At 58.8% G+C, this 25,357-nt stretch carries 28 protein-coding genes and 2 tRNA genes; 18 read left to right on the forward strand and 12 right to left on the reverse strand.

The annotated features are described in order from the left end of the window. The 10 genes from Q6L55_10910 to Q6L55_10955 form a co-directional block, all read left to right on the forward strand. Nucleotides 1-1,131: AAA family ATPase (locus Q6L55_10910; protein MEN9259219.1), on the forward strand; the 1,131-nt coding region annotated here is incomplete at its 5' end. A gap of 76 nt (nt 1,132-1,207) precedes the next feature. Further along, complete coding sequence (locus tag Q6L55_10915; GenBank protein MEN9259220.1) at nt 1,208-1,630, forward strand: photosystem I reaction center subunit II; 423 nt, start codon at nt 1,208-1,210, stop codon at nt 1,628-1,630. A gap of 114 nt (nt 1,631-1,744) precedes the next feature. Continuing rightward, the gene (gene rplM / locus Q6L55_10920; protein ID MEN9259221.1) at nt 1,745-2,188 is read left to right on the forward strand and encodes a 50S ribosomal protein L13; all 444 of its coding nucleotides are present in this window, start codon (nt 1,745-1,747) and stop codon (nt 2,186-2,188) included. A gap of 4 nt (nt 2,189-2,192) precedes the next feature. Continuing rightward, entirely contained in the window at nt 2,193-2,591 is a 399-nt protein-coding gene (gene rpsI, locus Q6L55_10925) for a 30S ribosomal protein S9 (GenBank protein MEN9259222.1), read from the forward strand. 19 nt (nt 2,592-2,610) lie between these two features. Next, nucleotides 2,611-2,925 carry a 50S ribosomal protein L31 gene (rpmE, locus tag Q6L55_10930; GenBank protein MEN9259223.1) on the forward strand — a complete coding sequence of 105 codons (315 nt, stop codon included), beginning with the start codon at nt 2,611-2,613 and terminating at the stop codon, nt 2,923-2,925. Further along, on the forward strand, nt 2,926-3,972 hold the full coding sequence (locus Q6L55_10935) for a DUF58 domain-containing protein (GenBank protein MEN9259224.1): 1,047 nt from the start codon (nt 2,926-2,928) through the stop codon (nt 3,970-3,972). A gap of 42 nt (nt 3,973-4,014) precedes the next feature. Continuing rightward, on the forward strand, nt 4,015-4,428 hold the full coding sequence (gene gloA / locus Q6L55_10940) for a lactoylglutathione lyase (GenBank protein MEN9259225.1): 414 nt from the start codon (nt 4,015-4,017) through the stop codon (nt 4,426-4,428). A gap of 806 nt (nt 4,429-5,234) precedes the next feature. Next, on the forward strand, nt 5,235-5,555 hold the full coding sequence (locus tag Q6L55_10945; protein MEN9259226.1) for a DUF3067 family protein: 321 nt from the start codon (nt 5,235-5,237) through the stop codon (nt 5,553-5,555). Beyond that, complete coding sequence (locus Q6L55_10950; protein MEN9259227.1) at nt 5,556-6,815, forward strand: hypothetical protein; 1,260 nt, start codon at nt 5,556-5,558, stop codon at nt 6,813-6,815. 9 nt (nt 6,816-6,824) lie between these two features. After that, on the forward strand, nt 6,825-7,199 hold the full coding sequence (locus tag Q6L55_10955; GenBank protein MEN9259228.1) for a hypothetical protein: 375 nt from the start codon (nt 6,825-6,827) through the stop codon (nt 7,197-7,199). 273 nt (nt 7,200-7,472) lie between these two features. On the opposite strand, the gene Q6L55_10960 is transcribed toward Q6L55_10955, so the two are convergent. After that, a tRNA-Pro gene (locus tag Q6L55_10960) sits at nt 7,473-7,546 on the reverse strand. 97 nt (nt 7,547-7,643) lie between these two features. Between Q6L55_10960 and trxB the strand changes: the two genes are divergently transcribed. Beyond that, a complete protein-coding gene (gene trxB / locus Q6L55_10965) occupies nt 7,644-9,023 on the forward strand; it encodes a thioredoxin-disulfide reductase (protein ID MEN9259229.1) in 1,380 nt (459 codons plus the stop codon). A 19-nt stretch (nt 9,024-9,042) separates the two neighbouring features. Then, complete coding sequence (locus Q6L55_10970) at nt 9,043-9,606, forward strand: hypothetical protein (protein ID MEN9259230.1); 564 nt, start codon at nt 9,043-9,045, stop codon at nt 9,604-9,606. Here the strand turns inward: Q6L55_10970 and Q6L55_10975 are convergent. Then, complete coding sequence (locus Q6L55_10975) at nt 9,603-10,451, reverse strand: alpha/beta fold hydrolase (GenBank protein ID MEN9259231.1); 849 nt, start codon at nt 10,449-10,451, stop codon at nt 9,603-9,605. The two genes, Q6L55_10970 and Q6L55_10975, sit on opposite strands and share 4 nt — an antisense overlap. Nucleotides 10,452-10,711: 260 nt before the next feature. On the opposite strand from Q6L55_10975, the gene Q6L55_10980 reads away from it, so the two are divergent. After that, nucleotides 10,712-11,116 carry a late competence development ComFB family protein gene (locus Q6L55_10980; protein MEN9259232.1) on the forward strand — a complete coding sequence of 135 codons (405 nt, stop codon included), beginning with the start codon at nt 10,712-10,714 and terminating at the stop codon, nt 11,114-11,116. Here Q6L55_10980 and Q6L55_10985 read toward each other — a convergent pair. Then, nucleotides 11,113-13,290, reverse strand: coding sequence for a bifunctional (p)ppGpp synthetase/guanosine-3',5'-bis(diphosphate) 3'-pyrophosphohydrolase (locus Q6L55_10985; GenBank protein MEN9259233.1), 2,178 nt, complete (start codon nt 13,288-13,290; stop codon nt 11,113-11,115). The genes Q6L55_10980 and Q6L55_10985 overlap by 4 nt on opposite strands. Before the next feature lie 27 nt (nt 13,291-13,317). Beyond that, nucleotides 13,318-13,584 (reverse strand): DUF3493 domain-containing protein, encoded by a 267-nt coding sequence (locus Q6L55_10990; protein MEN9259234.1) that lies wholly within the window; start codon nt 13,582-13,584, stop codon nt 13,318-13,320. 36 nt (nt 13,585-13,620) lie between these two features. Between Q6L55_10990 and Q6L55_10995 the strand changes: the two genes are divergently transcribed. Then, a tRNA-Thr gene (locus Q6L55_10995) sits at nt 13,621-13,692 on the forward strand. Between the two features lie 73 nt (nt 13,693-13,765). Here Q6L55_10995 and folK read toward each other — a convergent pair. After that, nucleotides 13,766-14,260 carry a 2-amino-4-hydroxy-6-hydroxymethyldihydropteridine diphosphokinase gene (gene folK / locus Q6L55_11000; protein MEN9259235.1) on the reverse strand — a complete coding sequence of 165 codons (495 nt, stop codon included), beginning with the start codon at nt 14,258-14,260 and terminating at the stop codon, nt 13,766-13,768. A gap of 17 nt (nt 14,261-14,277) precedes the next feature. Beyond that, nucleotides 14,278-15,858 carry a phosphoglycerate dehydrogenase gene (gene serA, locus Q6L55_11005; protein ID MEN9259236.1) on the reverse strand — a complete coding sequence of 527 codons (1,581 nt, stop codon included), beginning with the start codon at nt 15,856-15,858 and terminating at the stop codon, nt 14,278-14,280. A 217-nt stretch (nt 15,859-16,075) separates the two neighbouring features. On the opposite strand from serA, the gene Q6L55_11010 reads away from it, so the two are divergent. Both Q6L55_11010 and Q6L55_11015 read left to right on the forward strand, forming a co-directional pair. Continuing rightward, on the forward strand, nt 16,076-17,341 hold the full coding sequence (locus Q6L55_11010) for a pitrilysin family protein (protein MEN9259237.1): 1,266 nt from the start codon (nt 16,076-16,078) through the stop codon (nt 17,339-17,341). Continuing rightward, complete coding sequence (locus tag Q6L55_11015; protein MEN9259238.1) at nt 17,338-18,621, forward strand: pitrilysin family protein; 1,284 nt, start codon at nt 17,338-17,340, stop codon at nt 18,619-18,621. Before Q6L55_11010 ends, Q6L55_11015 begins: the two co-directional genes overlap by 4 nt. Here the strand turns inward: Q6L55_11015 and Q6L55_11020 are convergent. Continuing rightward, entirely contained in the window at nt 18,558-19,430 is an 873-nt protein-coding gene (locus Q6L55_11020; protein ID MEN9259239.1) for a shikimate dehydrogenase, read from the reverse strand. The two genes, Q6L55_11015 and Q6L55_11020, sit on opposite strands and share 64 nt — an antisense overlap. Before the next feature lie 62 nt (nt 19,431-19,492). Between Q6L55_11020 and Q6L55_11025 the strand changes: the two genes are divergently transcribed. Continuing rightward, nucleotides 19,493-20,977 (forward strand): protein kinase, encoded by a 1,485-nt coding sequence (locus Q6L55_11025; GenBank protein ID MEN9259240.1) that lies wholly within the window; start codon nt 19,493-19,495, stop codon nt 20,975-20,977. A gap of 48 nt (nt 20,978-21,025) precedes the next feature. Beyond that, a complete protein-coding gene (locus tag Q6L55_11030; GenBank protein ID MEN9259241.1) occupies nt 21,026-21,268 on the forward strand; it encodes a ferredoxin-thioredoxin reductase variable chain in 243 nt (80 codons plus the stop codon). 428 nt (nt 21,269-21,696) lie between these two features. Here Q6L55_11030 and Q6L55_11035 read toward each other — a convergent pair whose 3' ends face one another. The 5 genes from Q6L55_11035 to Q6L55_11055 all read right to left on the reverse strand — a co-directional run bounded on the left by Q6L55_11035 (nt 21,697) and on the right by Q6L55_11055 (nt 25,218). Next, a complete protein-coding gene (locus Q6L55_11035) occupies nt 21,697-22,338 on the reverse strand; it encodes a 50S ribosomal protein L11 methyltransferase (protein MEN9259242.1) in 642 nt (213 codons plus the stop codon). Nucleotides 22,339-22,395: 57 nt separating this feature from the next. After that, on the reverse strand, nt 22,396-23,715 hold the full coding sequence (locus Q6L55_11040) for an amino acid permease (GenBank protein MEN9259243.1): 1,320 nt from the start codon (nt 23,713-23,715) through the stop codon (nt 22,396-22,398). Nucleotides 23,716-23,797: 82 nt separating this feature from the next. Then, nucleotides 23,798-24,145, reverse strand: coding sequence for an STAS domain-containing protein (locus tag Q6L55_11045; GenBank protein ID MEN9259244.1), 348 nt, complete (start codon nt 24,143-24,145; stop codon nt 23,798-23,800). A gap of 29 nt (nt 24,146-24,174) precedes the next feature. Then, complete coding sequence (locus Q6L55_11050; protein ID MEN9259245.1) at nt 24,175-24,462, reverse strand: cupin domain-containing protein; 288 nt, start codon at nt 24,460-24,462, stop codon at nt 24,175-24,177. 69 nt (nt 24,463-24,531) lie between these two features. Next, the gene (locus tag Q6L55_11055; GenBank protein ID MEN9259246.1) at nt 24,532-25,218 is read right to left on the reverse strand and encodes a hypothetical protein; all 687 of its coding nucleotides are present in this window, start codon (nt 25,216-25,218) and stop codon (nt 24,532-24,534) included. Nucleotides 25,219-25,357 lie beyond the last annotated feature (139 nt).

The following is a 25,357-nucleotide window of genomic DNA, read 5'->3' on the forward strand; positions in this document are numbered from 1 at the left end:
CAGGCGGAGCGGGAATACGACCTCAACCGAGCCGCCACCTTGAAATACGGCAAACGGGCTGAACTGGAAAAACAACTCCAGGCCACCGAAGCTAAACTCAAGGAGTTGCAACGCTCCGGCAAAACGCTGCTGCGGGAGGAGGTCACCGAAGCGGACATCGCCGAAATCATTGCCAAGTGGACGGGGATTCCAGTGACCAAGTTGATGGCTTCGGAGAAGGAGCGTCTGCTGCATCTGGAGGAGGAACTGCACCGGCGGGTGATTGGCCAAGAGGAGGCGGTCAAGGCCGTAGCCGAGGCGATTCAACGCTCCCGGGCGGGCTTAGCGGACCCCAACCGGCCGATTGCCAGCTTTATCTTTCTGGGGCCGACGGGGGTAGGAAAAACGGAGCTGGCCAAGGCCCTGGCAGAATACCTGTTCGACACGGAAAAGGCCCTGGTGCGCATTGACATGTCGGAGTACATGGAGCGGCACACGGTAGCCCGGCTGATTGGGGCGCCGCCGGGGTATGTGGGGTATGAAGAGGGGGGCCAACTCACGGAAGCCATCCGTCGCCGGCCCTACGCGGTGGTGTTGTTCGATGAGATCGAAAAGGCCCATGAGGATGTCTTCAACATCATGCTGCAAATCCTGGATGATGGGCGCTTGACGGACTCCCAGGGCCACACGGTGGACTTCAAAAACACCATCATCATCATGACCAGTAACCTGGGGTCACAGTACATCCTGGATTTGGCGGGCCAGCCGGACAAGGATGAGGAATTGCGCCAGCGGGTACTGGGAGTGATGCGGGACCACTTCCGCCCGGAATTTCTCAACCGCATTGACGAGATCATCATCTTCAAGAGCCTGACCCGCGAGCAACTGCACCAGATTGTGAAATTGCAGGTGGAGCGCTTGCGGCAGCGGCTGGCGGAGCAGAAGATTAAGCTCGAACTTACGGATGCGGCGATCAATTTCCTGGCGGAGCTGGGCTACGACCCGGTCTATGGAGCGCGTCCGTTGCGCCGGGCTATCCAGCGCCATCTGGAGAACCTATTGGCCAGGGAGTTGCTCAGGGGGACGTTCCAGGAGGGGGATACGGTGCGAGTGGACGTGGTGGCCGAACGACTCGTCTGCCAGCGAGTGTAAAGCTTTTTCACAAGCTGGCCCGTTGCCGGCTTAGGAGTGGTACGATGCCATCGAGTTCTTCGTGGTGGAAGTGCCTATGACCCTGGATTTGAATACGCCGGCGCCCATTTTCGGCGGTAGCACGGGCGGGTTGCTGCGCAAGGCCGAGGTGGAGGAAAAATACGCCATCACCTGGAGCAGCCCGAAAGAGCAGGTGTTTGAAATGCCCACCGGTGGGGCGGCGATCATGCGGGAGGGGGCGAATTTGCTGTACCTGGCCCGCAAGGAACAATGCCTGGCCCTGGGCGCCCAACTGCGCAGCAAGTTCAAGATTGACTATAAGATTTACCGGATTTATCCCAACGGGGAAATCCAATACCTGCATCCGGCGGATGGGGTCTATCCCGAAAAAGTGAATCCGGGGCGGCCTTACGTGGGCAAACTGGACCGGCGTATCGGCCAAAATCCCGAACCGGCCAAACTTAAGTTCACCGGGCAACATCCCTACGACGTGCAGTAATGGCAAGTGCCCCCGACCTGCTCCCTACACCCTGCGGGGTGTTTTTTTATGTCCCTTGTCCGAGCGGGGTGCTATCGTGTATAGTAAGAGATTGTGACGTTTTGGTTGTCTTTGATGAACACCACCCACGTTCCGTCCCCAGCGGCCTTTAAACCAGCTTGGTATGTAATTGATGCCAAGGGCCAGCGGTTAGGGCGTTTGGCGAGCAAGGTGGCGCGGATTTTGCGAGGAAAAGAAAAGCCTATTTACACCCCCTACTTGGACACGGGGGATTATGTGATTGTGGTCAATGCCAAAGAGGTGGAGGTGACGGGGAAAAAGCGCACCCAAAAGCTCTACCGGCGGCACTCCGGGCGACCGGGGGGGATGAAGGTGGAAACGTTTGAACAGTTACGGGCGCGGTTGCCGGAGCGGATTATTGAGGAGGCGGTCAAGGGGATGTTGCCCAAGAATCGCTTGGGGCGGGCATTGTTTACTAAATTGCGGGTGTACGCGGGGCCAGACCATCCCCATCAGGCCCAACAACCGCAGGTGATTCGACTGGAGGAGGACGTGTAGACCTATGGCGCAACGGGTGACCTATTGGGGCACGGGGCGGCGGAAAACGGCGGTGGCACGGGTACGGTTGTCTCCGGGTACGGGTAAGGTGATCATTAACGGTCGGAATGCCGAAGAGTATTTACGGGGGATGCCCACCTGCCTGGCGGCCCTCAAGGCGCCCTTGGAAACTTTGGGTTTGGAGAATGAGTACGATATTTTGGTGAATGCCCATGGGGGTGGATTGACGGGGCAGGCGGAGGCGATCCGGTTGGGGGTGGCGCGTGCCCTGTGTCAGTTGGACCCGGATAACCGTCAGCCCTTGAAGGCCGAAGGCTATCTCACCCGTGACCCCCGGGCCAAGGAACGGCGCAAGTATGGGTTGAAGAAGGCCCGTAAGGCGCCCCAGTATTCCAAGCGTTAATCCTAAGGAGGCAAGGCCTATGCCCAAGCCTGGTATTCATCCCGAATGGTATCCTGAAGCGCCGGTCTATTGCGAAGGCAAGGTGGTAATGACGGTCGGCTCCACCAAGCCCCAGTTGCATGTGGAAATCTGGTCGGGTAACCATCCCTTTTACACCGGCACCCAAAAAATCGTTGACACGGAAGGGCGGGTGGAGCGGTTCATGCGCAAGTACAGTAGGCCGACGAATAACGCCACCTCCGCTAAAGGTGCCCAATCGGAGGCCAAAGCCGGTCAAGAAATTAAACCGGTGCCCAAGACTGGGAAACCGGCCAAACCCGCCAAGAAAAAATAGGTGCCTTTCCAAGGTTGGTTCCAGCGATTGCCGCGCCGGTTCACCTTCACCCGCGTTGGCGCTATCTTCACCACCATTACTGTGCTGGTGAGCATCGGCGCTTTCAATACTGGCAACAACCTGCTCTATCTACTGCTGGGGATGTTGCTGAGTTTGATCATCGCCAGTGGGGTGTTGTCGGAGGAGGCGATGAAGGGGCTGGCGGTGGAGCGGGTTTTCCCCCGTCAGATATTTGCAGGGACGCCGGCGCTGGTGGTCTTACGGGTGCACAATCGCAAGCGGCGGATTCCTACGTTTTCGATCCGCATCACGGACCGCGTGGGCGGGGGCGTAACTGCACCGAGCAACTACTTTTTACGGATTGACCCTGGCCAGACGGTAGAGGGGACCTATCGGTTAACCTTTCCCCGACGGGGCTGGTGGACCCTGGACGGCTATGAATTGAGCACCCGTTTTCCCTTTGATTTGTTTTGCAAAGTGCGGGTGGTGACGGCACCGGTGAGTGTGCTGGTGTATCCGACGTTGGGACAGCCCCCCCCGTTGCGGTCCCTGGCGCTGGTGGGGCAAGGGGAACGTCCTCAGATGCGGGTCGGCGGCGAGGGGGAATTTTTGGCCCTGCGGGATTTTCGGGTGGGGGATGATGTGCGGCGGATTCACTGGAAAGTTTCGGCCCGGCGGGATACCTGGCTGATCCGGGATTTGGAGCGCCAGGAAACCCAAGCCCTGACCCTGTATTTCTACAACGTTTTGCCGGTGGGAACTGACCCCCAGCGGGGTGAACAGGGGATTGCTATTTGTGCCGGTTTGGCGCGGGATTTACTGGCGAAGGGTTATCCAGTAGCCCTGGTGACAACGGACACCCGCACGGGTTGGGGACAGGGATTGGGTCATTTGGATGCCATTTTGCAGGTACTGGCAGTGATGGAGTTTAGGGAGCAACCACGGCCACAGGTGCCCTTGACGGCGCAAGACCAGTGTATTGTGTTTACGGCTGAGGGATTGCCTCCCCTGGGGGAAGCGCCACTCCTGGCCCGCATTGGCTTTTAGGGGCATAATAGGGGTGAGTCCGGCTGCTGGAGGAGAACCCCCATGCGTATCCTGCACACCATGCTCCGCGTCAGTGACCTGGAGGCCTCTATCCGCTTTTACTGCGATGTGTTGGGAATGAAATTGTTGCGGCGGCAGGATTACCCCGAGGGGCAGTTTACACTGGCATATTTGGGTTACGGTGATGAGACCGAGCAGACGGTTATTGAGCTGACCTACAACTGGGGGCAAAGCCACTACGACTTGGGGAATGGATTTGGTCACATTGCCCTGGGGGTTGATGATATTTACGCCACCTGTGAGCACATTCGGGCCAAGGGGGGAAAAATTGTGCGTGAACCCGGCCCCATGAAACACGGTTCTACCGAAATTGCTTTTGTGGAAGACCCCACCGGGTACAAGATTGAACTCATCCAGCTCAAGACCTACGAACCTTTCCAATCTCCCGCTGGTTAGGGTCCCGTTCCCCATTCGGCCTAACCACAAGCCCTAGCCGTTGTAGTCGTAGATGAGGGTAGGTCCTCCCTTGCTCAACTTAGAAGACCACGAAAGGTTGGAGGCCCCCTTCAAAACAACCACATTTGATGTTACAGGCTCCACCATAACCCCTGACCGACCTTTCCGCATCCCGTTGACAAGCACTTTGGGCTTCAACGTGAGTGGCGTATTGACCACAGAGGGTGCCATCCCCCCCCGTCGTTCTAAAACATTCTGCTTGCCAATAACAACAATAGGATTTCGTTTCCGCAACCGGGTTCTCTGTTTGTGACTCTTTCGGTTGACTACATAGGGGGCGACAGGTATCGCAGGGACAGTGACAATTGGGTGGGTTACCCCAGGCTTCCAGAGTTGCTTGGCAATCCGTAACGGGTTGGGGTGTCGGTATCACTTGGCCATGGGTCACGGAAGCCAAAGACATCGTGAAAACATAAACCAGAATCCCTGAAAGATACCTCCTGCCTACTTGTTTCATCCCTCGGTTGCAGCAGTGGTCCTTTATACATCCATCGTAACTAAAACATCTGCCAAAGATGAAGCTCTAGAGCCTTTAATTGGCTAGTTCGGTCGGAGCATGCTCGGGCGCCTTAGATTGTCGTATGGCCAGGGAGTGGGTCTAGCTGCTAAAGACACGGAGCGCAGGCTTGCCAAGCTGAGCTAGAGAAGGCAATGACCAGCCTGGCAGGCAACCCACTGCTCCAGTCGTCCCCCCTGGCGTGGTGGCACCAGCATTAGGATAGAAGGGGAAGGGCAGGAGGGTCGGGATGAAGACGGCACAGGACCTACAGCAACTGCTCCAGCGCAAGTGGGGCCATGCCTACGACGTACAACTGCGCCGCCTGCGGAACCGGGTTTACTTTCAAGTCATGTGGCGCTACCTGGAGCAGGCTTCATTTCCCCTCAGTGAGGAAGAATACCTAGACCACCTGCACAACATTCTGCTGTACTTGCATGAATGGCAAGTGGTGGATCAGGTGTGGCAATGGTTAGAGCAGACCCGGGAACGGCCGCGCCTGGGACGAGCGGTCAGTTTGCCCCTTCCTCTCGGTCAACGGGCGGCAGAGTGGTTGGAGGACCTAGGATAAATGCCGGAAGCCGATGTGCTGATCCTCACCAACGGTCCGGGGGAGGTGGCGACCTGGGTGCGTCCGGTGGTGGAGCAATTGCGGCAAAACTGGGGTGAACGCCTGCGCATTTCGGTGGTGCTATCGCCCTGCCCCCACAGCACCGGTTCCGAGACCCGTGTCTTAACCCACATGCCCGGCGTCACCCGCGTCCAGGCAGCAAACCATTTCTGGCCCTTTTTGCTGTGGGGGCAAACGGCCGAGCGGTGGGATTGGCTCCCCCGAGGGGTGGTCATCTTCCTAGGAGGCGACCCGTTCTATGCCCTGGTGTGCGGCTGGCGTCTGGGCTACCCCACCTTGGCCTATGCCGAAGTCCGGGTTCGCTGGCCTCGTTGGTTTACCGCCCTGGCCCTGGCCCATCCCCATCTCCTGGCCCAGGTTCCTCCGCCCTGCCGACAGCGCGCCCGGGTGGTTGGGGATTTGATCGTGGCCGCCGCCAGCGCCTGGGAACAACCTGTCCCCCCCCGACGCCAAATCGGTTTTCTACCGGGTTCCAAACCCTATAAGCTTACCCAAGGCGTGCCCTTTTGTTTGACGGTTGCCGCCTGGTTAGGGGAGCGTTACCCAGAGGTGGAATTTGTCCTGCCAGTGGCCCCCACCCTCACCCTAGAGGACCTGGCCCGCTATGCTGACCCCCAGACCAACCCCTTGATTCCGGCGTTAGGTTGGGCATCTGGGACCCTGATCCAGGAGCAACAAGCCTATGACTTTGTCCTTAAAAATGGTGTACGGGTGCGTTTGGTAACAACATTTCCGGCCTATAAAATCCTGCAACAGTGCTGCCTGTGCGTGACCACCGTAGGGGCCAACACCGCTGAATTAGCCGCTTTGGGTGTGCCTATGCTCGTCCTCCTGTTGACCCATCAACCCTTGGGAGAAGTGGCGCGGGCGTGGGATGGGCTGGCGGGCATCATGGCCAATCTACCGGGTATGGGACCTCTATTTGCCACCCTCTATGCCCGGTGGATGCAGCGGCGTTTGGGATGGCTGGCCTGGCCGAATATCTGGGCCAAACGCCCAATTGTGCCCGAACTGGTAGGGGCGATTGCGCCGGAGATGGTAGGACAAATGATTAGCGAATACTTGCAGCATCCGGAACAACTAGACCACATCCGCCAGGAACTCCGCCAAGTCCGGGGGCCAACTGGTGCAGATCGGGCCATCGCCCAGATGATAAAGCAACTGTTAACCAATGGTAGGATAGACCAAGTTCATGCTTAGGTTACATCGGTGCTGTACTTCTACGGCGAACCTCCATACCTATTACTGCTGATGGGGTTACTGGCTGCTCTGGCCTGCGGTAGCTCCTTGAATGCCCTACTCAAGCAGGCGATCCAATCCTGGCAAACTCAACATTCCACGCGCACCCTGGCGGATTTACGGCGACAGTTGCAGTTACCCATCATCGGTATCAACGGCGGTATGACCGGTTTTTTGATGGCTGGCCTGCACATTTTCGGCTTTCCTTGGCAATGGTCGTTGGGGGCAGCGGTTGGGCTGGCGGTATTGACAACGCTACTGGTCTGGGTCCAGTTGAATCGCCTACTGGGGGAATTGGAACGGGGTAATCCTGCTGCTTTATCGCTAGACAACCTGTTTTTCTGACCCTCCACGCCGGCGGATGCATGGCTGGATGTCGTGCAAAGCCCATCTTCCTGGATTTGACCACCGTGGCGGGAGAGCAATTTTTACCGGTCTAATCTATCAAGCAGTGATTGTTCACGGGTCGTTTCTGCCAAACCTGTTTAACCAGTATTTTACAAGGTGCCTCCCTCGGTATTTGACACCAATTCGGGTGCGTTGCAATATGGCAACTTTTCCCCAACCTACAGGCTGAAAGGCTTGCTATCCTCCGGCTCAAGGATTGCTGACAGCCTATCGGAGCGGCGGGATTTGAACCCACGACCCCCACTACCCCAAAGTGGTGCGCTACCAAGCTGCGCTACGCCCCGACTCCATCCTTTCTATCATAGCCCATTTCCCACACTTGCCAGCACCCACCCCTTCCCTTTACACTATTACTCATAGTCGTTATGAGTTTGTTTTACCATGGGCACGCCTGTTGTGGAGAATTTGGTGATTATTGGCTCAGGACCGGCGGGTTATACAGCGGCGATTTATGCAGGGCGGGCCAATCTCAAACCGCTGGTGTTTACGGGGGTAACCCGGGGCGGCCCCGCCGGCGGCCAGTTGATGACCACGACGGAGGTGGAAAATTTCCCCGGTTTTCCCGAGGGTATTACGGGGCCGGAGTTGATGGAACGGATGAAGGCCCAGGCGGTGCGTTGGGGGGCAGAGCTGGTGGCTGAGGATGTGGTGGCGGTGGATTTGCGCCAGCGGCCCTTTGTCCTGCGTTCCACGGAGCGGGAGGTCAAAGCCCATGCGGTGATTATTGCCACGGGGGCGACGGCCAAGCGGTTGCACCTGCCTTCGGAAGAAAAGTTCTGGAATCGGGGAATTTCCGCCTGTGCCATTTGTGATGGGGCGTCGCCCTTGTTCCGGGGGGTGGACCTGGCGGTGGTCGGCGGCGGCGATACGGCCTGCGAAGAAGCGTTGTATTTGACCAAATTTGCCTCCCATGTGCACATGCTGGTGCGTTCAGGACGGATGCGGGCCAGTAAAACCATGCAGGACCGGGTGCTGCGCCATCCCAAAATCACCGTGCACTGGCATACGGAAGCGGTGGATGTCTATGGCCATGAGCAGTTGGCGGGGGTGCGGGTGAAAAACAACCAAACCCAGGAGGTGTGGGACTTGCCCGTGGGCGGGTTGTTCTACGCCATCGGCCATACCCCCAACACGGATTTGTTCCAAGGGCAATTGCAACTGGATGCCGCAGGCTACATCGTGACGGAGCCGGGGTCGGTGACCACCAGCGTCGAGGGGGTGTTTGCCGCTGGGGATGTGCAGGACCATCAGTACCGACAGGCCGTTACAGCAGCAGGTACAGGCTGTATGGCGGCGCTCCTGGCGGAACGGTGGTTGTCGGAGCATGGGTTGATCCAGGAATTTTCCTCGACGGCTACACCGGCAACAGAACCCCCCTCCCCAGGGCCACCGGCAGCAGCACCCACCTTTGACCCCAACGCCACGATTCAAGAAGGCAGCTATGCCCTGCGCAAGCTCTACCACGAAACCGATAAACCCATCTTGGTGATGTACAAGGCGCCGGGGTGTGGGCCCTGTCGCTCCCTGAAGCCCATCCTGGAAAAGCTGGCCCAGGAGTTCGCCGGGCAAATGTATCTGGTGTTGATTGACATTGAACAGGACCCGGAAATTGCCCAGGCGGCGGGGGTGACGGGCACACCGACGGTGCAACTGTTCCGGCACAAGGCCAAGATTGACGAGTGGCGGGGGGTCAAACCCAAAAGTCTCTACCGCGAAGCGGTGCAACGGTGTCTCATGGGGGCTGCCGGTTCCGTACAATAGGGGGAACGGGTCAACCCAGATGACGATGGCGACAACTCTGGCGCAAATCAGTGCATACCTCGACCGCATGCATTGGCGCTATGACCTTGACCCGGAGCGCAACCGCATCGTCACGGGGGTCAAGACCACCAATCTGGAGCGCCTGCTGCTGGTGATTGCCCTGGAGGAGGACGGGGAGTTTTTCAAGCTCTATGCTCCCCAGGTGCTGCAAATCCAGAACCACCCCCACCAGGCGGCCGCTTTGCAAGTGCTGCTGACCATCGCCTGGGAAACCAAGATGGTGCAGTGGGAATATGACCCCAGCGACGGGGAAGTACGGGCCATCATTGAATTTCCCCTGGAGGATGCCCCTTTGACGGAGCGGCAATTCCTCCGCTGTCTGGATGCCCTGGTGCGCATTGTGGACGAAAAGGCCTACCCCCGCCTGCAACAGACCCTGGCCACCGGCGAAGACCCGGGCGACATTACCGACGACGAGCGGTTTTTGCTGGAGTTTGAACGGCAACTGCCGGGGGTGGCCGAGCGCATCTACCGGGCCGTCCTGCGCCGCAAACAACGCATGCAGATGCAGGACTCTGCCTAGGCTCCTAGCCACTCCCGCAGCAGGGGGTTGACCAGCTCTGGCGCTTCGTCCTGGGGGCAATGGCCTACAGCAGGTAGGGAGATAAAGCGCTCAATGGTGGGGAACTGTTCTGCCAAGGCTCGTCCCTGGGCTATCGGTTCCCAAGGGTCGGCTTCTCCCCATATCAACCACACTGGGCAGCGCACCTGGGGCAACAAGTCCTCCAGCAGCGGTCCGTCGCTATAGCGCACAAAGGCCAGAAACACCCCCACCGCGCTGGGGTCCTGGGATGGTCGGTACAGCAACTCCACCAGTTCATCGGTGATGGCCTCCTGGCGGGCGTAGGCTTGGGTTAAAATCTGGCGGATCACCGACGGGCGCGCCAACCGGTGAAAAAACCACCGCCCGAAGGGTTCCCAACCCAGGAGTTGTTGCAAAGCTACCGCTCCCCAACGCCGGTACCAGGGCAACAGATGCCGTTTGCGCCGGTGCAGCAACCGTAGGGAGGGGTTCAACAGGGCCACCCGCATCACCCATGCTGGGGCCAGCACCGCTGCCTGCAGGGCTACAATCCCGCCGATGGAATTGCCCGCCACCGCCGCCGGCCGCTGCACCACCTGCTGAATAAAATCCGCCACCAGCTCTCCCCACAACTCAAACGTGTAGGCCACCGCCGGTTTAGCCGACCCCCCAAACCCCAACAGGTCCAGGGCATAAGTTGGATGCTGCTCCCCCAAAACCGGCAGATTGCGCCGCCAATGGTCACCGGACGCCCCAAACCCATGGACCAACACCAGCGGCATCCCCCCCTGATCCGCCCCCGCCACCTGGTAACGAATCCGGTGGCCTCGCCACAAATAATCCATACTATAACGAAACCTTCATGTCCTACTTGAAGTTTACTGAAGAAAAGTGTATTTGGGTAAAGAGGGTGTAAACGTCGGTCCGGTCAAGGATAGGCCGAATTAGATGTTAGTACAGGAGTCTGGGCGGCGGCTGGCTTGAGGGGAATACGTACTGCAAAAATACAGCTAAATAGGCCATGAATCGGGGATTTAGCGCCCTGGGTGGGCAACCTGAACCGTGACCACCAATTACGAAGTTTTCTGAAGGGAATGTTGAGGCTGTGTCAGGATCGAGGGTAGGGAAGCCCTTTCCCCAAGCCCTTGCGTTGCAGGTGCCGGTCATGTATAAGGCAGTGGTCAACCTGAATGAGCAGTGGATCGTCAGTGAAATCGAGGCGGTGTTGGATAGCTATCCCCATCACCCCTACCAACAGGCCTTTGCCATTCCCGAATTGCGCCAGGAATTGGTGGTGTACGTGCTCAACCATTTGCCCCAGGCGGGGATGTACGTCACCCAGGACCAGGTGTGGCAGCAGCGCCAACCCTGTACCGCCCGGCGGTTGGAGATTGAAAAGCTGGTGCACCAGGGCATCCAGGACATTTTCCAACAGCGCAGCGACTGGATCAGCCATCACATTCCCCAGGTGGTGGAAGCCGGGCGGGAGCCGTCCCACTGGTTCGGTTAACCCTGGCCCAGCCGTTGCAGGTGCAGTACATCGCTCATCTTGCGCACATGGCTCAGGGCCGTTTGTAGTTGCTCTAAGTTCAACACATCCAGCCGCAGGGTAATCACCGCCGTTTGGTCCGCATGGGTGGTCATGCGCACATCGCTGACATTAATGCGCTGGTCGCTTAAACGGCTCAGCAGGTCCCGCAACACCCCCACCCGGTCAATGACCGTGACTTGGATGACCACCGGATAGGTTTGCCGCCGGTCCTCCACCCCGTCCCAACTCACCGGCAGGAGGCGTTCCACCGGGATGGGTTTGAGGTTGGGGCAGTCCTGGCGATGAATGGAAATCCCCCGCCCTCCCAGGGTCACCACCCCCACAATCGGCTCCCCGGGAATCGGTTGGCAGCATTGAGCCAAATGGTGGGCCAATCCCTGTAAACTGGCGATTTCCCCGGCCGGGGCGGGTTTGGTTCCCAGGGGTGCTTCCGGGGAGGTGAGCTCCTCCGCTTGGGTTTGCTGCTTGATCACCTCCTGCCAGCGGCTGATCACCTGATTCAAACTGATTTCCCCATACCCCAAAGCCGCCAGTAAGTCCTCCACCTGGTGGTAGTTGCACCGCTGGGCCACCTGGAGCATAACGTCCGATTTAAGCAGATTATCCAAACCCGTGCGCCCCAGTTCCGCCTCCAACAAGGCTTTGCCCTGGGCGATGTGGTCCTCCCGGTTGAGCTTCTTGTACCACTGGCGGATGCGGTTGCGGGCTGTATTGGTGACCACAAAGTTCAACCAATCCAGGCTGGGACGGGCGTTCTCCCGGGTTAGGATTTCCACAATGTCCCCGTTTTTCAAAGGGGTATGCAAGGGCACTAGCCGGCCATTGACCCGCGCGCCCCAGCAGTGATGGCCCACCTCCGTGTGAATCCGGTAGGCGAAATCCACCGGCGTGGCCCCTGCCGTCAAATCCACCACATCCCCCTTGGGCGTAAAAACGTACACCTCCTGGTCAAAGAAGTTGTCCTTGATGTTGTCCACGTACTCCTGGGCGTCCTTCAAATCCTGTTGCCATTCCAGCAACTGCCGCAGCCAGGTAAAGCGCTCCTCCACGCGGGTTAATTTGGCGCCACTGCCGGCTTCCTTGTATTTCCAATGGGCGGCAATCCCGTACTCCGCTACGTAGTGCATCGCCAGGGTGCGGATTTGTACTTCCAGGGGCTTGCCCCGCGGTCCAATCACCACCGTGTGCAACGACTGGTAGTTGTTGGGTTTGGGCAGGCCGATATAGTCCTTAAAGCGCCCCGGCACCGGCCGAAAGGCATTGTGGACCACCGCCAGCGCCCGGTAGCATTCGTCCACCGTATTGACAATAATCCGCACCCCCGCCACGTCCATAATCTCGTGGAATTCCTTTTGCTGGCGGCGCATTTTTTGGTAAATGCCGTAGAGATGTTTAGGGCGTCCGGTGATTTCGATGTAGTCAATGCCCGCATCCCGCAACTTACCCCCTAATTGACTAATTACCTGCTCGATTTGCGCCTCCCGGTCCGCCCGTTTTTCCATCACATACTGCTGCATTTGCCGGTAGGCCTCCGGCTCTAAATACTTAAACGCCAAATCCTCCAGTTCCCACTTGAAGCGCCAAATCCCCAACCGGTTGGCCAAGGGGGCAAAAATATCCAGTGTTTCCTGGGCAATGCGGCGCTGGGCCTCCGGTTCCAGGTATTCTAAGGTGCGCATATTGTGCAGGCGGTCAGCCAGTTTCACCACAATCACGCGGATATCCTGGGCCATGGCCACAAACATGCGCCGGAAGCTTTCCGCCTGCCGTTCCGTTTTGCTGGAAAAACTAAATTTAGAGAGCTTGGTAACCCCTTCCACCAGGCGGGTGACCTCTGGGCCAAATTCTTGCATCAGGGTTTCTGCCGTCACCTGGGTATCTTCCAGGACATCGTGCAAAAAACCGGCAGCCACCATTTGGGCGTCTCCTCCCAATTCCCACAGCAGGGTTGCCACCGCCACCGGATGCACAATATAGTCTTCGCCAGACTTGCGTTTTTGCCCGCGATGCAGCCGCTCAGCAAATTCAAAGGCCTTGGTCATCAGGAGGGAGTCCGGCGTGGGATTCCGGTTAAGTTCTTCTAACCAATGAGGACATGCCGCCGTCTGGGTAGCCGCTACGACCGCATCCACGCAAACCCTCGACTGTGGTGGTAAATCCTATCTTAACCGATGCCGCTGCCGCTGGCTATGACGCCGTTCCCAGCGCCCCAGGGTGACCATAGCCGCCACCAGCCCCAGTTGCAAAAGCAGGTTCACCCCCGTGCGCCAACCGCCCTCGCCCCTGAGCAGGTCACCGGCAAACACCAGCGCTCCGATCGCTCCCGATAACCCAAACGCCAGGTAAATAAACTGCCGTAAGCTCCGGTAGGGGGACCGCAGTTCCTCCCGGAAGCGCCGTCGGCGTTCCTCCTCTGGTATGTCCATAACCGATGTACGATTTGGTATCCTTATATTCTAAGTGCCGGTGTAGCTCAGCGGTAGAGCACTCGATTCGTAATCGAGCGGCCGTGAGTTCGAATCTCATCACCGGCTTGGTCAGTTGTCCCTTCTCAAATCGCTATCGCCGTCTCAGATGAGATGTCACCGCAGGCAGATTGGGGTTACCCTAATCTGGCACTATCCTAATGCCGGTACAATCCACCTGTTTCACCAAGGTAGCAACCGGTACACCGGTGCGGGGGTCAGGCCAATGGGGGGCAATTTCCGCCAAGGGCACTAACACAAAGGCGCGCCGGTGATATTCGGGATGGGGAATGGTTAAATCCGGCGTTTGTATCACGGTTTGGTCATAAAAAATAATGTCCAAATCCAGGGTGCGGGGTTGCCATCTACCGGTGCGGACCCGCCCAAAAAACTGTTCCGTCTCCCGGAGAATATGCAGCAGTTCCTGGGGGGAATAACTGGTATCAAACAGGGCGCAACCGTTGAAAAAATCCGGTTGGGGTGGTCCCAGGGGCGGCGTGCGATACCAGTGGGAACAGCGCACCAGACGTAACCCGTGCCGATCCGTCAGATGCTGCAAGGCCCGGCGCAAGATGGTTAAGGAATCCCCCAGGTTACTCCCCAAGGCAATAATTACTGGATGGATGGCAGAGGTCATTCAGTCAGGTCAAAGGGCTAGAGATTCACCACGTAGGCTTCCTGAATGCCTTGCACCTGTAGCACTTTTTCCACCACCCCGTCGGGCAGGGGGTCGTCCACGCTCAAAACCATCACCGCATCGCCCCGCACCAGCTTCCGTCCCACCTGCATACTGGCAATGTTGACGTTTAGGTTACCCAGCAGGGAGCCGATTTTACCGATAATGCCCGGCATATCCTGGTGCAGGGTGATGAGCATGTAACGGGTGGGGGCGACGCTGATGGGAAAACCATCAATGTTGGTGATGCGCAATTCCCCCGTCCCCAGCAAGGCCCCAGCTACACTGTGCCCCCCTTGACTGCCCTGGGCCGTGACCACCAAGGACCCGCTGTAATCCCGCACCGATTCATCCCGGGTTTCCACCACCCGAATCCCCCGCTCCTTGGCCTCGATGGCGGCATTGACATAGTTCACCCGTTCCTGCAGGGCCGGCCCCAGCAACCCTTTAATGGCGGCAATCACCACCGGCTGGCTAGACTGCTTGGCCAATTCCCCCTGCAGGCGCACCTCCAGGGTTTCGACGCGTCCCCCCGCCAGTTGCCCCGCCAGATTCCCCAAAATTTCCGCCAGTTCTAGATAGGGCTTGAGCCGGGTCATCACCTCAGGACTCAGACCGGGGATATTCACCGCTGACCGGGCCGGTAACCCCAGTAACACATCCCGGATTTGCTCGGCTACATCGGTGGCCACATTGCTCTGGGCCTCAAGGGTGGAAGCCCCCAGGTGCGGCGTCAAGACGACCTCCTTGCCCAACAGCAACAGGGGGCTGTTGACAGGGGGTTCCTGCTCAAACACGTCTAGGGCCGCTCCGGCAATGCGCCCTTCCCGCAGGGCATCCACCAGGGCCACCTCGTCAATCAGTCCCCCCCGGGCGCAATTGATAATCCGGGTGGTGGGCTTCATTTTTTTGAAACTTTCCCGGTTGATGAGGTGGGTGGTGTCGGGGGTTTTGGGGATGTGCAGGGTAATGTAGTCCGATTCCCGCAGGAGAATATCCAACTCCACCAACGTACAGCCCAGTTGTTCCGCCCGCTCCTTGGCAATGTAGGGGTCATAGGCCAACAGACGCATCCCCATCGCCCGGGCAATGGTGGCCACATGGGAACCAATTTTACCCAGCCCGATAATGCCTAGGGTTTTTTTATAGACCTCCACCCCCACGAATTCCTGGCGGTTCCAGGCCCCCCTTTTCACCGTCTGGTCCGCCTGGGGGATATAGCGCGACAGGGCCAACATCAGGGCAATGGTGTGCTCCGCCGCCGCAATGGTGTTGCCCTCTGGGGAATTCACCACCACAATCCCCTGACGGGTCGCCGCCGCCACATCAATGTTGTCCACCCCCACTCCAGCCCGGCCAATGATTTTTAGGTTGCGCCCGGCAGCAATAATCTCGGCGGTTACCTTGGTGGCCGACCGCACCAACAGGGCGTCGTAATCCCCAATACAGGCCCGCAGTTCCGCCGGCGTCAGGTTGTGGTGCTGATCCACCTGGGCGACCTGGGACAAGATGGCAATTCCCGCCGGGTCAATGGGTTCGGTTACCAAAACACGGGGCATAAAGGCTGGTCACCAACAACACTTTCATTTAATGTACCCCGTTTGGTAGACATCCCCCAACACCCACGCACCAGGGCGGTCCCTCCCACTGCCGGAAACTCTCCCAACGAATTTAAACTACTATATAAGTTCATCTGTCAATCGGTTGATTTGCGTCAATTTCGGTGGGGTTGGACCCTAGCGATGCGCTCATTGTGACCTGGAAGGGAGGGAGCGCTTGACTGAATTGGTTTTTCCCACTGCACCGATACACACAGCGACATTAGCCAACGGACTACAGGTGGTCTATCACTATCAGCCCACGGCGGTGGTGGCCCTGGAATTCTGGGTACGGGTGGGGTCAGCGGTGGAACCGGCGACCTACAACGGCCTGGCCCATGCCCTAGAGCACATGGTGTTTCGGGGAAGTGAGCGATTGCCGGCGGGGGCCTTTGACCGGTTGATCGAACAGCATGGGGGCTTGACCAATGCGGCCACCAGTCAGGATTACACCCATTATTACGTGGTCACGTCCCTCGACCACTGGCGGGAAAGTTTGACGGCCCTGGCGGATACCCTGTTACGGCCCCAGTTGGCGGCGGAGGCCTGGGAGCAGGAACAGGCGGTGATTGCCGAGGAGTTGTACCAGGCCCAGGACCAGCCCGACTGGGTCGGCCAACAAATGCTTTGGCAATGCTGTTACCCGGACCATCCCTATGGACGACCGATTTTGGGGACGCTAGAGAGTCTGGCGCGCATTACCCCGGCGGTGTTGCAGCAGTTTCACCGGCAGTACTATCACCCCGGCAATATGGTGGTGGTGGTGGTGGGGGCCGTCCCCTGGGAAACCCTGCTCACCACCCTGGAGGAGGTCTGCGCTATCCCAGCGGCACCGGAAGCGACGGTCCCCCAATTGGTGTTACCGGGCTCGATGCAGCCTGGCTATCACCAGCTATACTGGCCCCAGGCGGAACAGGGACGGCTGTGGTGGGTGTGGCCGGTACCGGTTCAGCAGGACCCCATGACGGCCTGGGGGTTAGACCTACTGGCTGCCATTTTGACGGGGGGACGGCTGGCCCGCTTAACCCGACGCCTGCGGGAGGAATGGGGCTGGGTGCAGGAGATTGACGCCGGTTATCAGCACCAACTGGCCGGGGGACACTGGCAACTTACTGCTTGGCTGCCGATAGGGGTTGATCCGGAGCAGGTGCAGGAGGTGATCGCGGCAGAAATCCAAGCCCTACAAGCCCAACCGGTGGCCACCGAGGAATTGCATCGGGCCAAGCGGCAATTGCTCCACGCCCACACCTTCGCCCTGGAAACACCCCAGCAGATGGCCCAGTTGTATGGCTACTACCACTCCATCGGCTGGTTGGCCCAGGGCCTGCAATACCCAGACCGTTTGAACCAACTGGATCGGGAGTGCCTCCAGGAACTGGCCTGTCGTTATCTCCACCCGGACCGGGCTGTGCGGTTGTGGATCCAGCCGGGGGAAGGGACATGAACGTGGAATTGCCAACGAGTGGGTCCCTCCAGGGGCGTTGGTCCCGCTGGCGCCTGGCCAATGGCTTAACGCTGCTGGTGGTGGATAACCCGGCGGCGGATATTGTGGCGGCGCGGCTGTTTTTGCGACCGGGGATGCTGGCGGAATTGCCCCACCAGTGGGGATTGACCCATCTGCTGGCGGCCACCTTGACCAAGGGTACCCAGGAGCGTTCGGCCCAGGACATTGCCCTGACGGTGGAGTCCCTGGGGGCGAGTTTGGGGACAGAGGCAGCGCCGGATTACTTTGTCCTGGGGTTCAAGACGGTCACAGCGGATTTTGTCGAGTTGTTGACCCTGGCGGCGGAACTCTGGCGGCTGCCCAGTTTCCCGGAAAATGAGGTGGTCCTGGAGCGGGAACTGACGGTGCAGGGATTGCGCTTGCAGCAGGAGCAGCCCTTTAGCCTGGCCTATGACCAGTTACGGCGCTCCCTTTACCCCCATCATCCCTACAGCGTCAGCACTCTGGGGACACCGGAAACTGTACAGCATGTGACGGCAGCGGACCTGCGGGCCTATCACCGGCAGTACTTTTGCCCGGGCCACACGGTGGTGAGCATCTGCGGGCGGGTGGAACCGGAACGGGTGCGGGATTGGGTCGAACGCTGTTTTGGGGATTGGTCGGCGCCCTCACCGGATTGGCAACCCCCCCCTGTGCCCACGCCGACTTGGCCGGTGGCCCCCCTGCGCACGTTTCGCCCCACGCAGCAGAGTATCGTAATGCTGGGGTATCCAGGGCCGGCGGTGCATTCCCCGGATTATGCGGCCATGAAGTTGCTGAGCACCTATCTGGGCAATGGCCTATCCAGTCGGTTGTTTGTGGAGTTGCGGGAAAAGCAGGGCTTGGCCTACGACGTGTCGGCGTTTTATCCCACCCGCTGGCAACCGGCTCCCTTTGGGGTGTATTTGGGAACGGCGGCGGCGAATACCCAGTTGGCGCTGATGAAATTGGCCGCGGAGATGCAACGCCTGCTGGCTGCCCCTTTGCCGGAAGCGGAACTGCTCACGGCCCGGAGCAAGTTGCTGGGGCAGTACGCGTTGGGAAAACAAACCAATGCCCAGATTGCCCATTTGCTGGGGTGGTACGAGGTGCTGGGGTTGGGGGCCGATTACGATGTCACCTTTCCCCAGTTGATCCGGCAACTGACCCCAGAACAGCTTTGGCGGTCCGCCCAGCGTTATTTGCGGCATCCCTGGGTGTCGTTGGTGGGGCCGGAGGGTGCCCTGGCGGGTATAGATTGAGCTAGAAACTGCTCCAGGGCCTGGGTCATAACGGTAATGGGGGCTTCCTGACCGAACCAGTAGCCCCAGGCGGCGGCCCCCTGCCCCACCAGCATCGCCAGGCCGTCTTGGGTGCGCAAACCGCGTGCGGCTGCCCAGCGCAGTAATTGCGTAGGCCGGGGCGTGTAAATCAGGTCGTACACCCAGGCGTGGGTCGGCAATTGCCCCAGTTGCTCCGGAGTTAGGGGGCTGGCGGTGCTGTGGGGGGCCATCCCTAGGGGCGTGGTGTTGACCAATAAATCCGCCCGGGGCAGATAGAACTCCAAGGCCGACCAGGGATGGATGACAGCCGGCGGGGGGACGGTCTGCTGGGGGTTGCGGCTAAAGATGTGAATGGCTTGACAGCCCCGTTGGCGTAAACCCCAGACCACCGCCCGCGCCGCGCCCCCATAACCCAGGACCAGGGCCGTTTCCCCCGACCAGTCCACCAAAGGTTGCAGAAAACCCACCCCATCGGTGTTGGCCCCGCACCAACCGGAGGTCCCGCGGTACAGGGTATTCACGGCGCCGATGGCCTGGGCCGCCGGGGTCAGCTCCGCCAGGTACTTCATCACCCGCTGCTTGTGGGGAATGGTGATGTTCAGCCCCAGCCATTGGGTATGCCACAGGGCGGTCAGGACGTCCCCCAAATGGGCCGCCGGTGTCGGTAGGGCCACGTAACAGGCGTCCAGGCGGGCGTGGGCAAATGCGGCATTGTGCATCAGGGGCGAGAGGGAGTGGTGAACTGGGTCGCCCAGCACCGCCAGCAAACGGGTCTGACTGGTGATCATTCGCGCCGATAACCAGGGAACTATCGGTCATAATAACGGTAAGGCTGGGGGAAGGCGGGGGCATGCAGACGGGTGAACGATTGGCCGGGCGTTACCAGGTCGTCAAGGTCCTGGGGTCGGGGGGGTTTGGCACCACCTACCTGGCGCGGGATACCCACCGACCAGGCCAGCCCTTTTGCGTCATCAAGCACCTGAAGCCCGACAGCGATGATGAATTTGTGGTCACCACCGCCCGCCGCCTGTTCAATAGCGAAGCGGAAATTTTGGAGCAACTGGGCAAACACGACCAAATCCCTGCGCTGCTGGCCTATTTCGAGGAAAAGGGTGAGTTCTACTTGGTGCAGGAATTCATCGAGGGCCATCCCTTGAGCCAGGAGATGCAGCGGGGGGTGCCCTGGCCCCAGGAAAAGGTGGTCCGCCTACTGACCGATGTGTTAACCACCCTGGATTTTGTCCATCGCCATGGGGTCATTCACCGGGACATCAAACCCGACAACCTGATTCGCCGCAAATCCGACGGCAAGCTGGTGCTGATTGACTTTGGGGCGGTGAAACAACTGCGCGACCCCCAAACGGCTGCTCAGCAACGCACCGGGGCCACGGTTGCCATCGGTACAGTCGGCTATGCTCCCGCCGAACAGGCCCAGGGCAAACCCCAATTTGCCAGCGACATTTACAGCCTAGGCATAGTGGCCATTTGCGCCCTGACCGGCAAGGAGCCGAGTGAACTGGCCAGCGACCCCCAAACCGGAGAACTGGTCTGGCGGCAGGGGGTACAGGTAAGTCATGCCCTGGCGACCGTCCTCGACCGCATGGTGCGCTACCACTACAGCAAACGCTATGCCAACGCCGGCGAAGCCCTGGCTGCCCTGCGCAGTTTCCATCTTCTGGACGCGGCCTCTCCCCCAACCCATCGCCCCACCACCGTGACCCGTGCTGCCCGGCCGGCGCCACCCCCGACTCGCGTTGCCCCCCCATCCCTGGTGGATTCCCTGTTCAACAGGGTGGTGTGGAAATACGGTCTTATAGCTGCCGTCGCCTTGGCGGTCATAGCCCTGTTGACCCTGCCATTTCAAACCCTGGTCAGCCAGCGCGCCCGCCCTAAGGAACCCAGGGAACCGAACCCTGCGCCGACGGTCACGCCCGCCGATACCCCTGCTGAACCCGTCACCCGCTCCACCTCCATTGAGTTGCAGCCCGGTGGCACCTTCCAAACGGAGCGTACCCTGCGGCCTGCCGAAACCCACGTGTACACCTTCAGCGTCAACCCCAACCCCGGCGCTCCCCCCTGGGAATTGGTGCTAGTGTTGAATGCGAGTGACCCCCAGCTGACCGCTGCCCTCATTTACCCCGACCGACAAAGCCAAGACTCCATCCGCGAAGGTCGGTATCAGTTATCCCAACGCGGCACCTACGAGGTCAAAATTACCGGCGGTCAAGGTTCCTATCAGTTGCAACTGCAATTGGTCGCTCCGGCGCCAGCCCCCAGCCCCACCCCCGAGGAACCCGAAGAAGAACCCATCAATCCCGTACTACGGGGTCGCTAAAGGGGGCATTTCGTGTCAGGATCAACACAGCAACCCAGGAAAACCATCATGAGTCAAGAGTCTCCGTTTCGGGTCGGTCAAACGGTGCGGGTCAAGGCCCCCGTGGTGGTGTACCATCATCCACAGTACAAGGGCAAACCCTACAACCTCCAAGGGCAAGTCGGCCAAGTGGTGGAGGTGATTAGCACCTGGCAGGGTCGCCCGCTGACCGCCAATTTACCCATCGTAGTGCAGTTCGACCCCAAATTTAAGGCCCACTTGCAGGCGGAAGAACTGGAACCGGTGGATTAACGGAAAGGCATTGGCTCAGTTTGGATGTTTTTCGGAGGATGACCACGGTGGCCATGGTTCCGGTCAACAACCCGGGCAGTTGAGGCTACGTATTGCTGCTCCTGCGCCATACCGCCTGGCTCGGGTGTATCTATGGAGGTGGCCATTCCCCTGAGTCGCCGCCTGACAACTGGGCGTAGGGGTAGAAACCAGGCCGTGGTTACAAAAAGGTGGGTTCACCCAGAAGCTACTGCTGTTGGGCTACGCCTGGAACAATCCCCACGTCTTGTGGACTGCATGGGGGGATTGAGGTGCTGTTTGTGGGGTCTAGTCCCCTGGGGCGAACCCCCCTTGGCGACCTAGCTGGTTGCGCAGGGATTGTTGCCTTTGTGCTCCCTAGCGATGGCCGTGTCGGCTTGGACCGATGGCGGATTTGGGTGCGGGTCTATTTATTCAGGTACCTCTTGCAGCCATTGGGGTGGGACCTGGTTCGGTTCGGGCACAATCCACAGATAAATCATCCGCCCATCCACCTGCTGCACCTTATCCGGTTTCCACTCGCCCATATCAAAGGCATGGGAGACAATCCGGGTTCCGGGCCGCAACCGCAAGAGTCGGGGTCGCAGGCGCAAATTCACACTGGGCAGTAGGTACATCGTGATAACCGTATATTTACTCAAATCCGCATCAAACAGATTCTGCTGGATGATTTCGGCCCGGTCCGCAATGCCAGCCATTTCGATATTGCGGCGACTGAGGGCAACCAAGGCGGGGTCAATTTCAATGCCGACTGCCCGTTTGACCCCATGATTTTTCACAGCACTGATCACAATCCGCCCATCGCCGCTGCCCAGGTCCACCAGCACATCCTCGCTATTGACGTTGGCCAATTTGAGCATGGCATCTACAACCTCTTGGGGAGTGGGGACAAAGGGCACATCCTTGGCAATGTACTCTGTGTCCAGGGTCTGGGCTACCGGTTCCTGGTCGGGCCGCTGGGGCACAGCGCGCAGGGGCAGCCCCACCCAAGCCACGGCCGCCGCCAGACCGAAACCGATACCCGTACACAAAACCACCGATTTACGCAGCATTGTCGAAGAACCTCCGTGAATAACAAATACAGTACGCACCAGTAGCCTAGAGAGGATTCAGGTCGGTTTGGCGAGGTAGCTCAAAGGCAGACCCACGGCTAGCACCCCCACCCCCACCAAAGCCCCAATGCCGGTATAGGCCAAGCTGGCGTAGAGCAGGTAGCCGCAGGTGGCGCAAAACAGCAGGGGCGTGAGGGGGTAGCCCGGCACTTGAAACGGTCGCAGCCGATCCGGTTCCCGCCGTCGTAAACCCATCAGGGCGACACCCGTCAGCAGCATAAATAGCCAAAACACCGGCGCGGTGTAATCCACCATCGTGGCAAACCCCTTGCGGGTCACCGTCCCCAAACCGACCAGGGCCAAGCATATCCCCCCCTGTAACCCCAAAGCCGAGACGGGAGAATCCCAGCGGGAGTTCCAGACCCCCAGCCAACGCAACCAGGCCACGTCCTGCCCCAGGGCGTAATTGGTGCGGGCGCCGGTGATGATCGTCCCCTGCATCGCTCCCAAGGCCGACAGGGCAATCAACCCACTGGTCAAGACCACCCCCACCGGCCCTAAGGTTTGGCGCATTAACTCAGCCGCCACCGCTTGGGATTGGGCCACCCCCGCTAAACCTAGCCCCCGTAGGTAGGCCCCATTGACCAGCAGGTACAAAATCGTGACCAGGCCAATACCGCCCAACAGTACCCGTGGCATGGTTCGCCGCACCTGGCGCAATTCCGCCGAGATATAGGCCGCCTCGCTCCACCCCCCATAGGTAAACAGCACAAAAATCAAGGCCAACCCCAGGTTAAACGTACCGGACGACGTCCCGGTCACAGTCGTGGTTCCTGCCGAGCGCCAGCCCACCAGCACCACCAGCAACAAACCCAGTACCTTCGCCCCACTCAACACCGCCTGGAGCCATTTGCCCGGTTTGACCCCCAGTCCATTAGCCAAGGTCAGCAGCACTACCGCCCCTGCCGCATACCAGGAGGCACTGTAGTCCCCCAGCCGCCACAACTGGCTGCAATAATCTCCAAACACAAAGGCCAGCAAGGCAATCGAACCCGATTGAATCACCGTCATGCGCGCCCAGGCAAACAAAAACGCCAACCGCGGCCCAAACATCCGGTCCAGGTAGTGGTAAATCCCCCCCGCATGGGGATAGGTCGCGCCCAATTCTGCAAAACACAATCCCCCCACCAGGGACAGCACACCCCCAAGCAGCCACAGGCCCAGCACCTGCGGGACACTGGTGAGATGGGCAGCCACCCACACCGGCGTCTCGAAAATCCCCACCCCCACCACAATCCCCACAATCAACGCGATCCCATCCCAGGTGGTCAACTGGGGCCGCAGCTCCAGGCGCACGGGGCTATCCGGTACAGTCATAGCCTAACTTGGCCACAAAAACGATACAAAGGCTACCCGTTACCATAGGCGAGAAGCCCTCCCCTTGACAAGCAGCCTCTAGTCAAGACCGGTCCGGTTCCAGACCCCGTGCAAAATCTTCCTTTTTGAGATAGATAGGGATGAAGCGATGGATGGCGACCGTTTCCAACAGCACCAGAATTTGGGGTTGGGGCGCCACTAAAAAAACCTGCCCCCCCAGTCCTTGAATTTGCTTGCTGCAACTCACCAGCGCCCCTAACCCCCTACTGTCCATGAAACCCACCGCGCTGAGGTCAATGCCCACAATTTTCGGTTGACCGTTTAGGTGGGCCAGGCACTGCTGTTTGAAGGTTTCCGCCGTCGCCGTATCCAAACGGGTCAAAGGAAGCCCCACCGGCGTGACCGGTGTAACGAGAATGCGTTCCATCATCCCTTCAGGATAGGATGCTAATAAAAAATTTAATCGAAACGATAGTGTTTACGGACCGGTTGGGTAATTTTCCAGGTGCATTGCAACCCCTTGGGAAAAACCGCCAAGTCCCCCGCCTTGATAGTCACCGGCTCCCCCTGAACAGGGGTCACCGTCACCTCCCCCGCCAGAAAATAACATGTTTCTTGGGTATCGTAGGTCCAGGGAAACTCCGATACCCCCTTTTCCCAAATTGGCCAGGACGTTATCCCCAGGGCCTCCTGCTCCGTCTTGGAGATTTGGCGTTTAACCTGGATACCCCCAGGCGTCGTCAACATTTCCATAACTCCCACCCCCAAACCCCTCACTTGATTTTAGCAATCCCACTGGCCAACTTACCCAAAAATTCAATAAAAATCAACACTAACCGGCAGACTACAGCGCAAACAGTGATTAATCTGCCAGCAAGGCCATCCCCGCCAGGGTTGCCCGCACATCCCCCTCACAATACTCGGCAATTTTATCCAAATCACACCCCTGCCAATATAACCGGCCAATTTGACTGCCATCCATAGTTGATTTGGACTGGGTATGCTAAACAGGCGACATAACAAGGCCAAGCCAGTGTAATTTTTGAAGTCACCAAATTTCCATAAATCTAGAGTATCTACATAGGGAACTTCCCAGGTTTTTTTGCCATAGTTATTCAATTTTTTAGGCAGGGTTTGGATTCCATGGATGAGCATCCGTCGCGCCAGCACTGGGCAGTCAAACTCTTTAATATTATGTCCACATAACCAATAGTTACTCAGGCCGAGTTTACAGAGTAGTTGATGAATGTCCGTCAGAACGGCCTTTTCATTTTTATCGGAATTATACAAGGATTTTATATGGCTGATGGGCCTACCCCTCTCCCAGCGGATATAGCTAACGGACACACATATCACCCGATTAAATTCCGAGAAAATTCCCGCCTTTTCCAAGTCAGCCACTGCAACACCAAAATCCTCGTCAGGCCCCACTTTGTAATACTGCCGCACCTTTTTCTCCCAAAAGGGCTGCATGTCGGCATCCAATTCCTGGCACTTGAACATGGCTTGGGTCTTCCCGGTTGCGACCCCAGGCCCCACCCGACCGCTATACCCCTTTCAACTTATGAGAATATGAATTCTCAAAAGACGAAAACCGAAACCCCCTCGCTAAAAGGCCCAGAAAGGTGTCCGTGAAGGGGTG

It is taken from the genome of Gloeomargarita sp. SRBZ-1_bins_9 (assembly GCA_039794565.1).
In the GTDB taxonomy this organism is placed as follows: Bacteria; Cyanobacteriota; Cyanobacteriia; order Gloeomargaritales; family Gloeomargaritaceae; genus Gloeomargarita.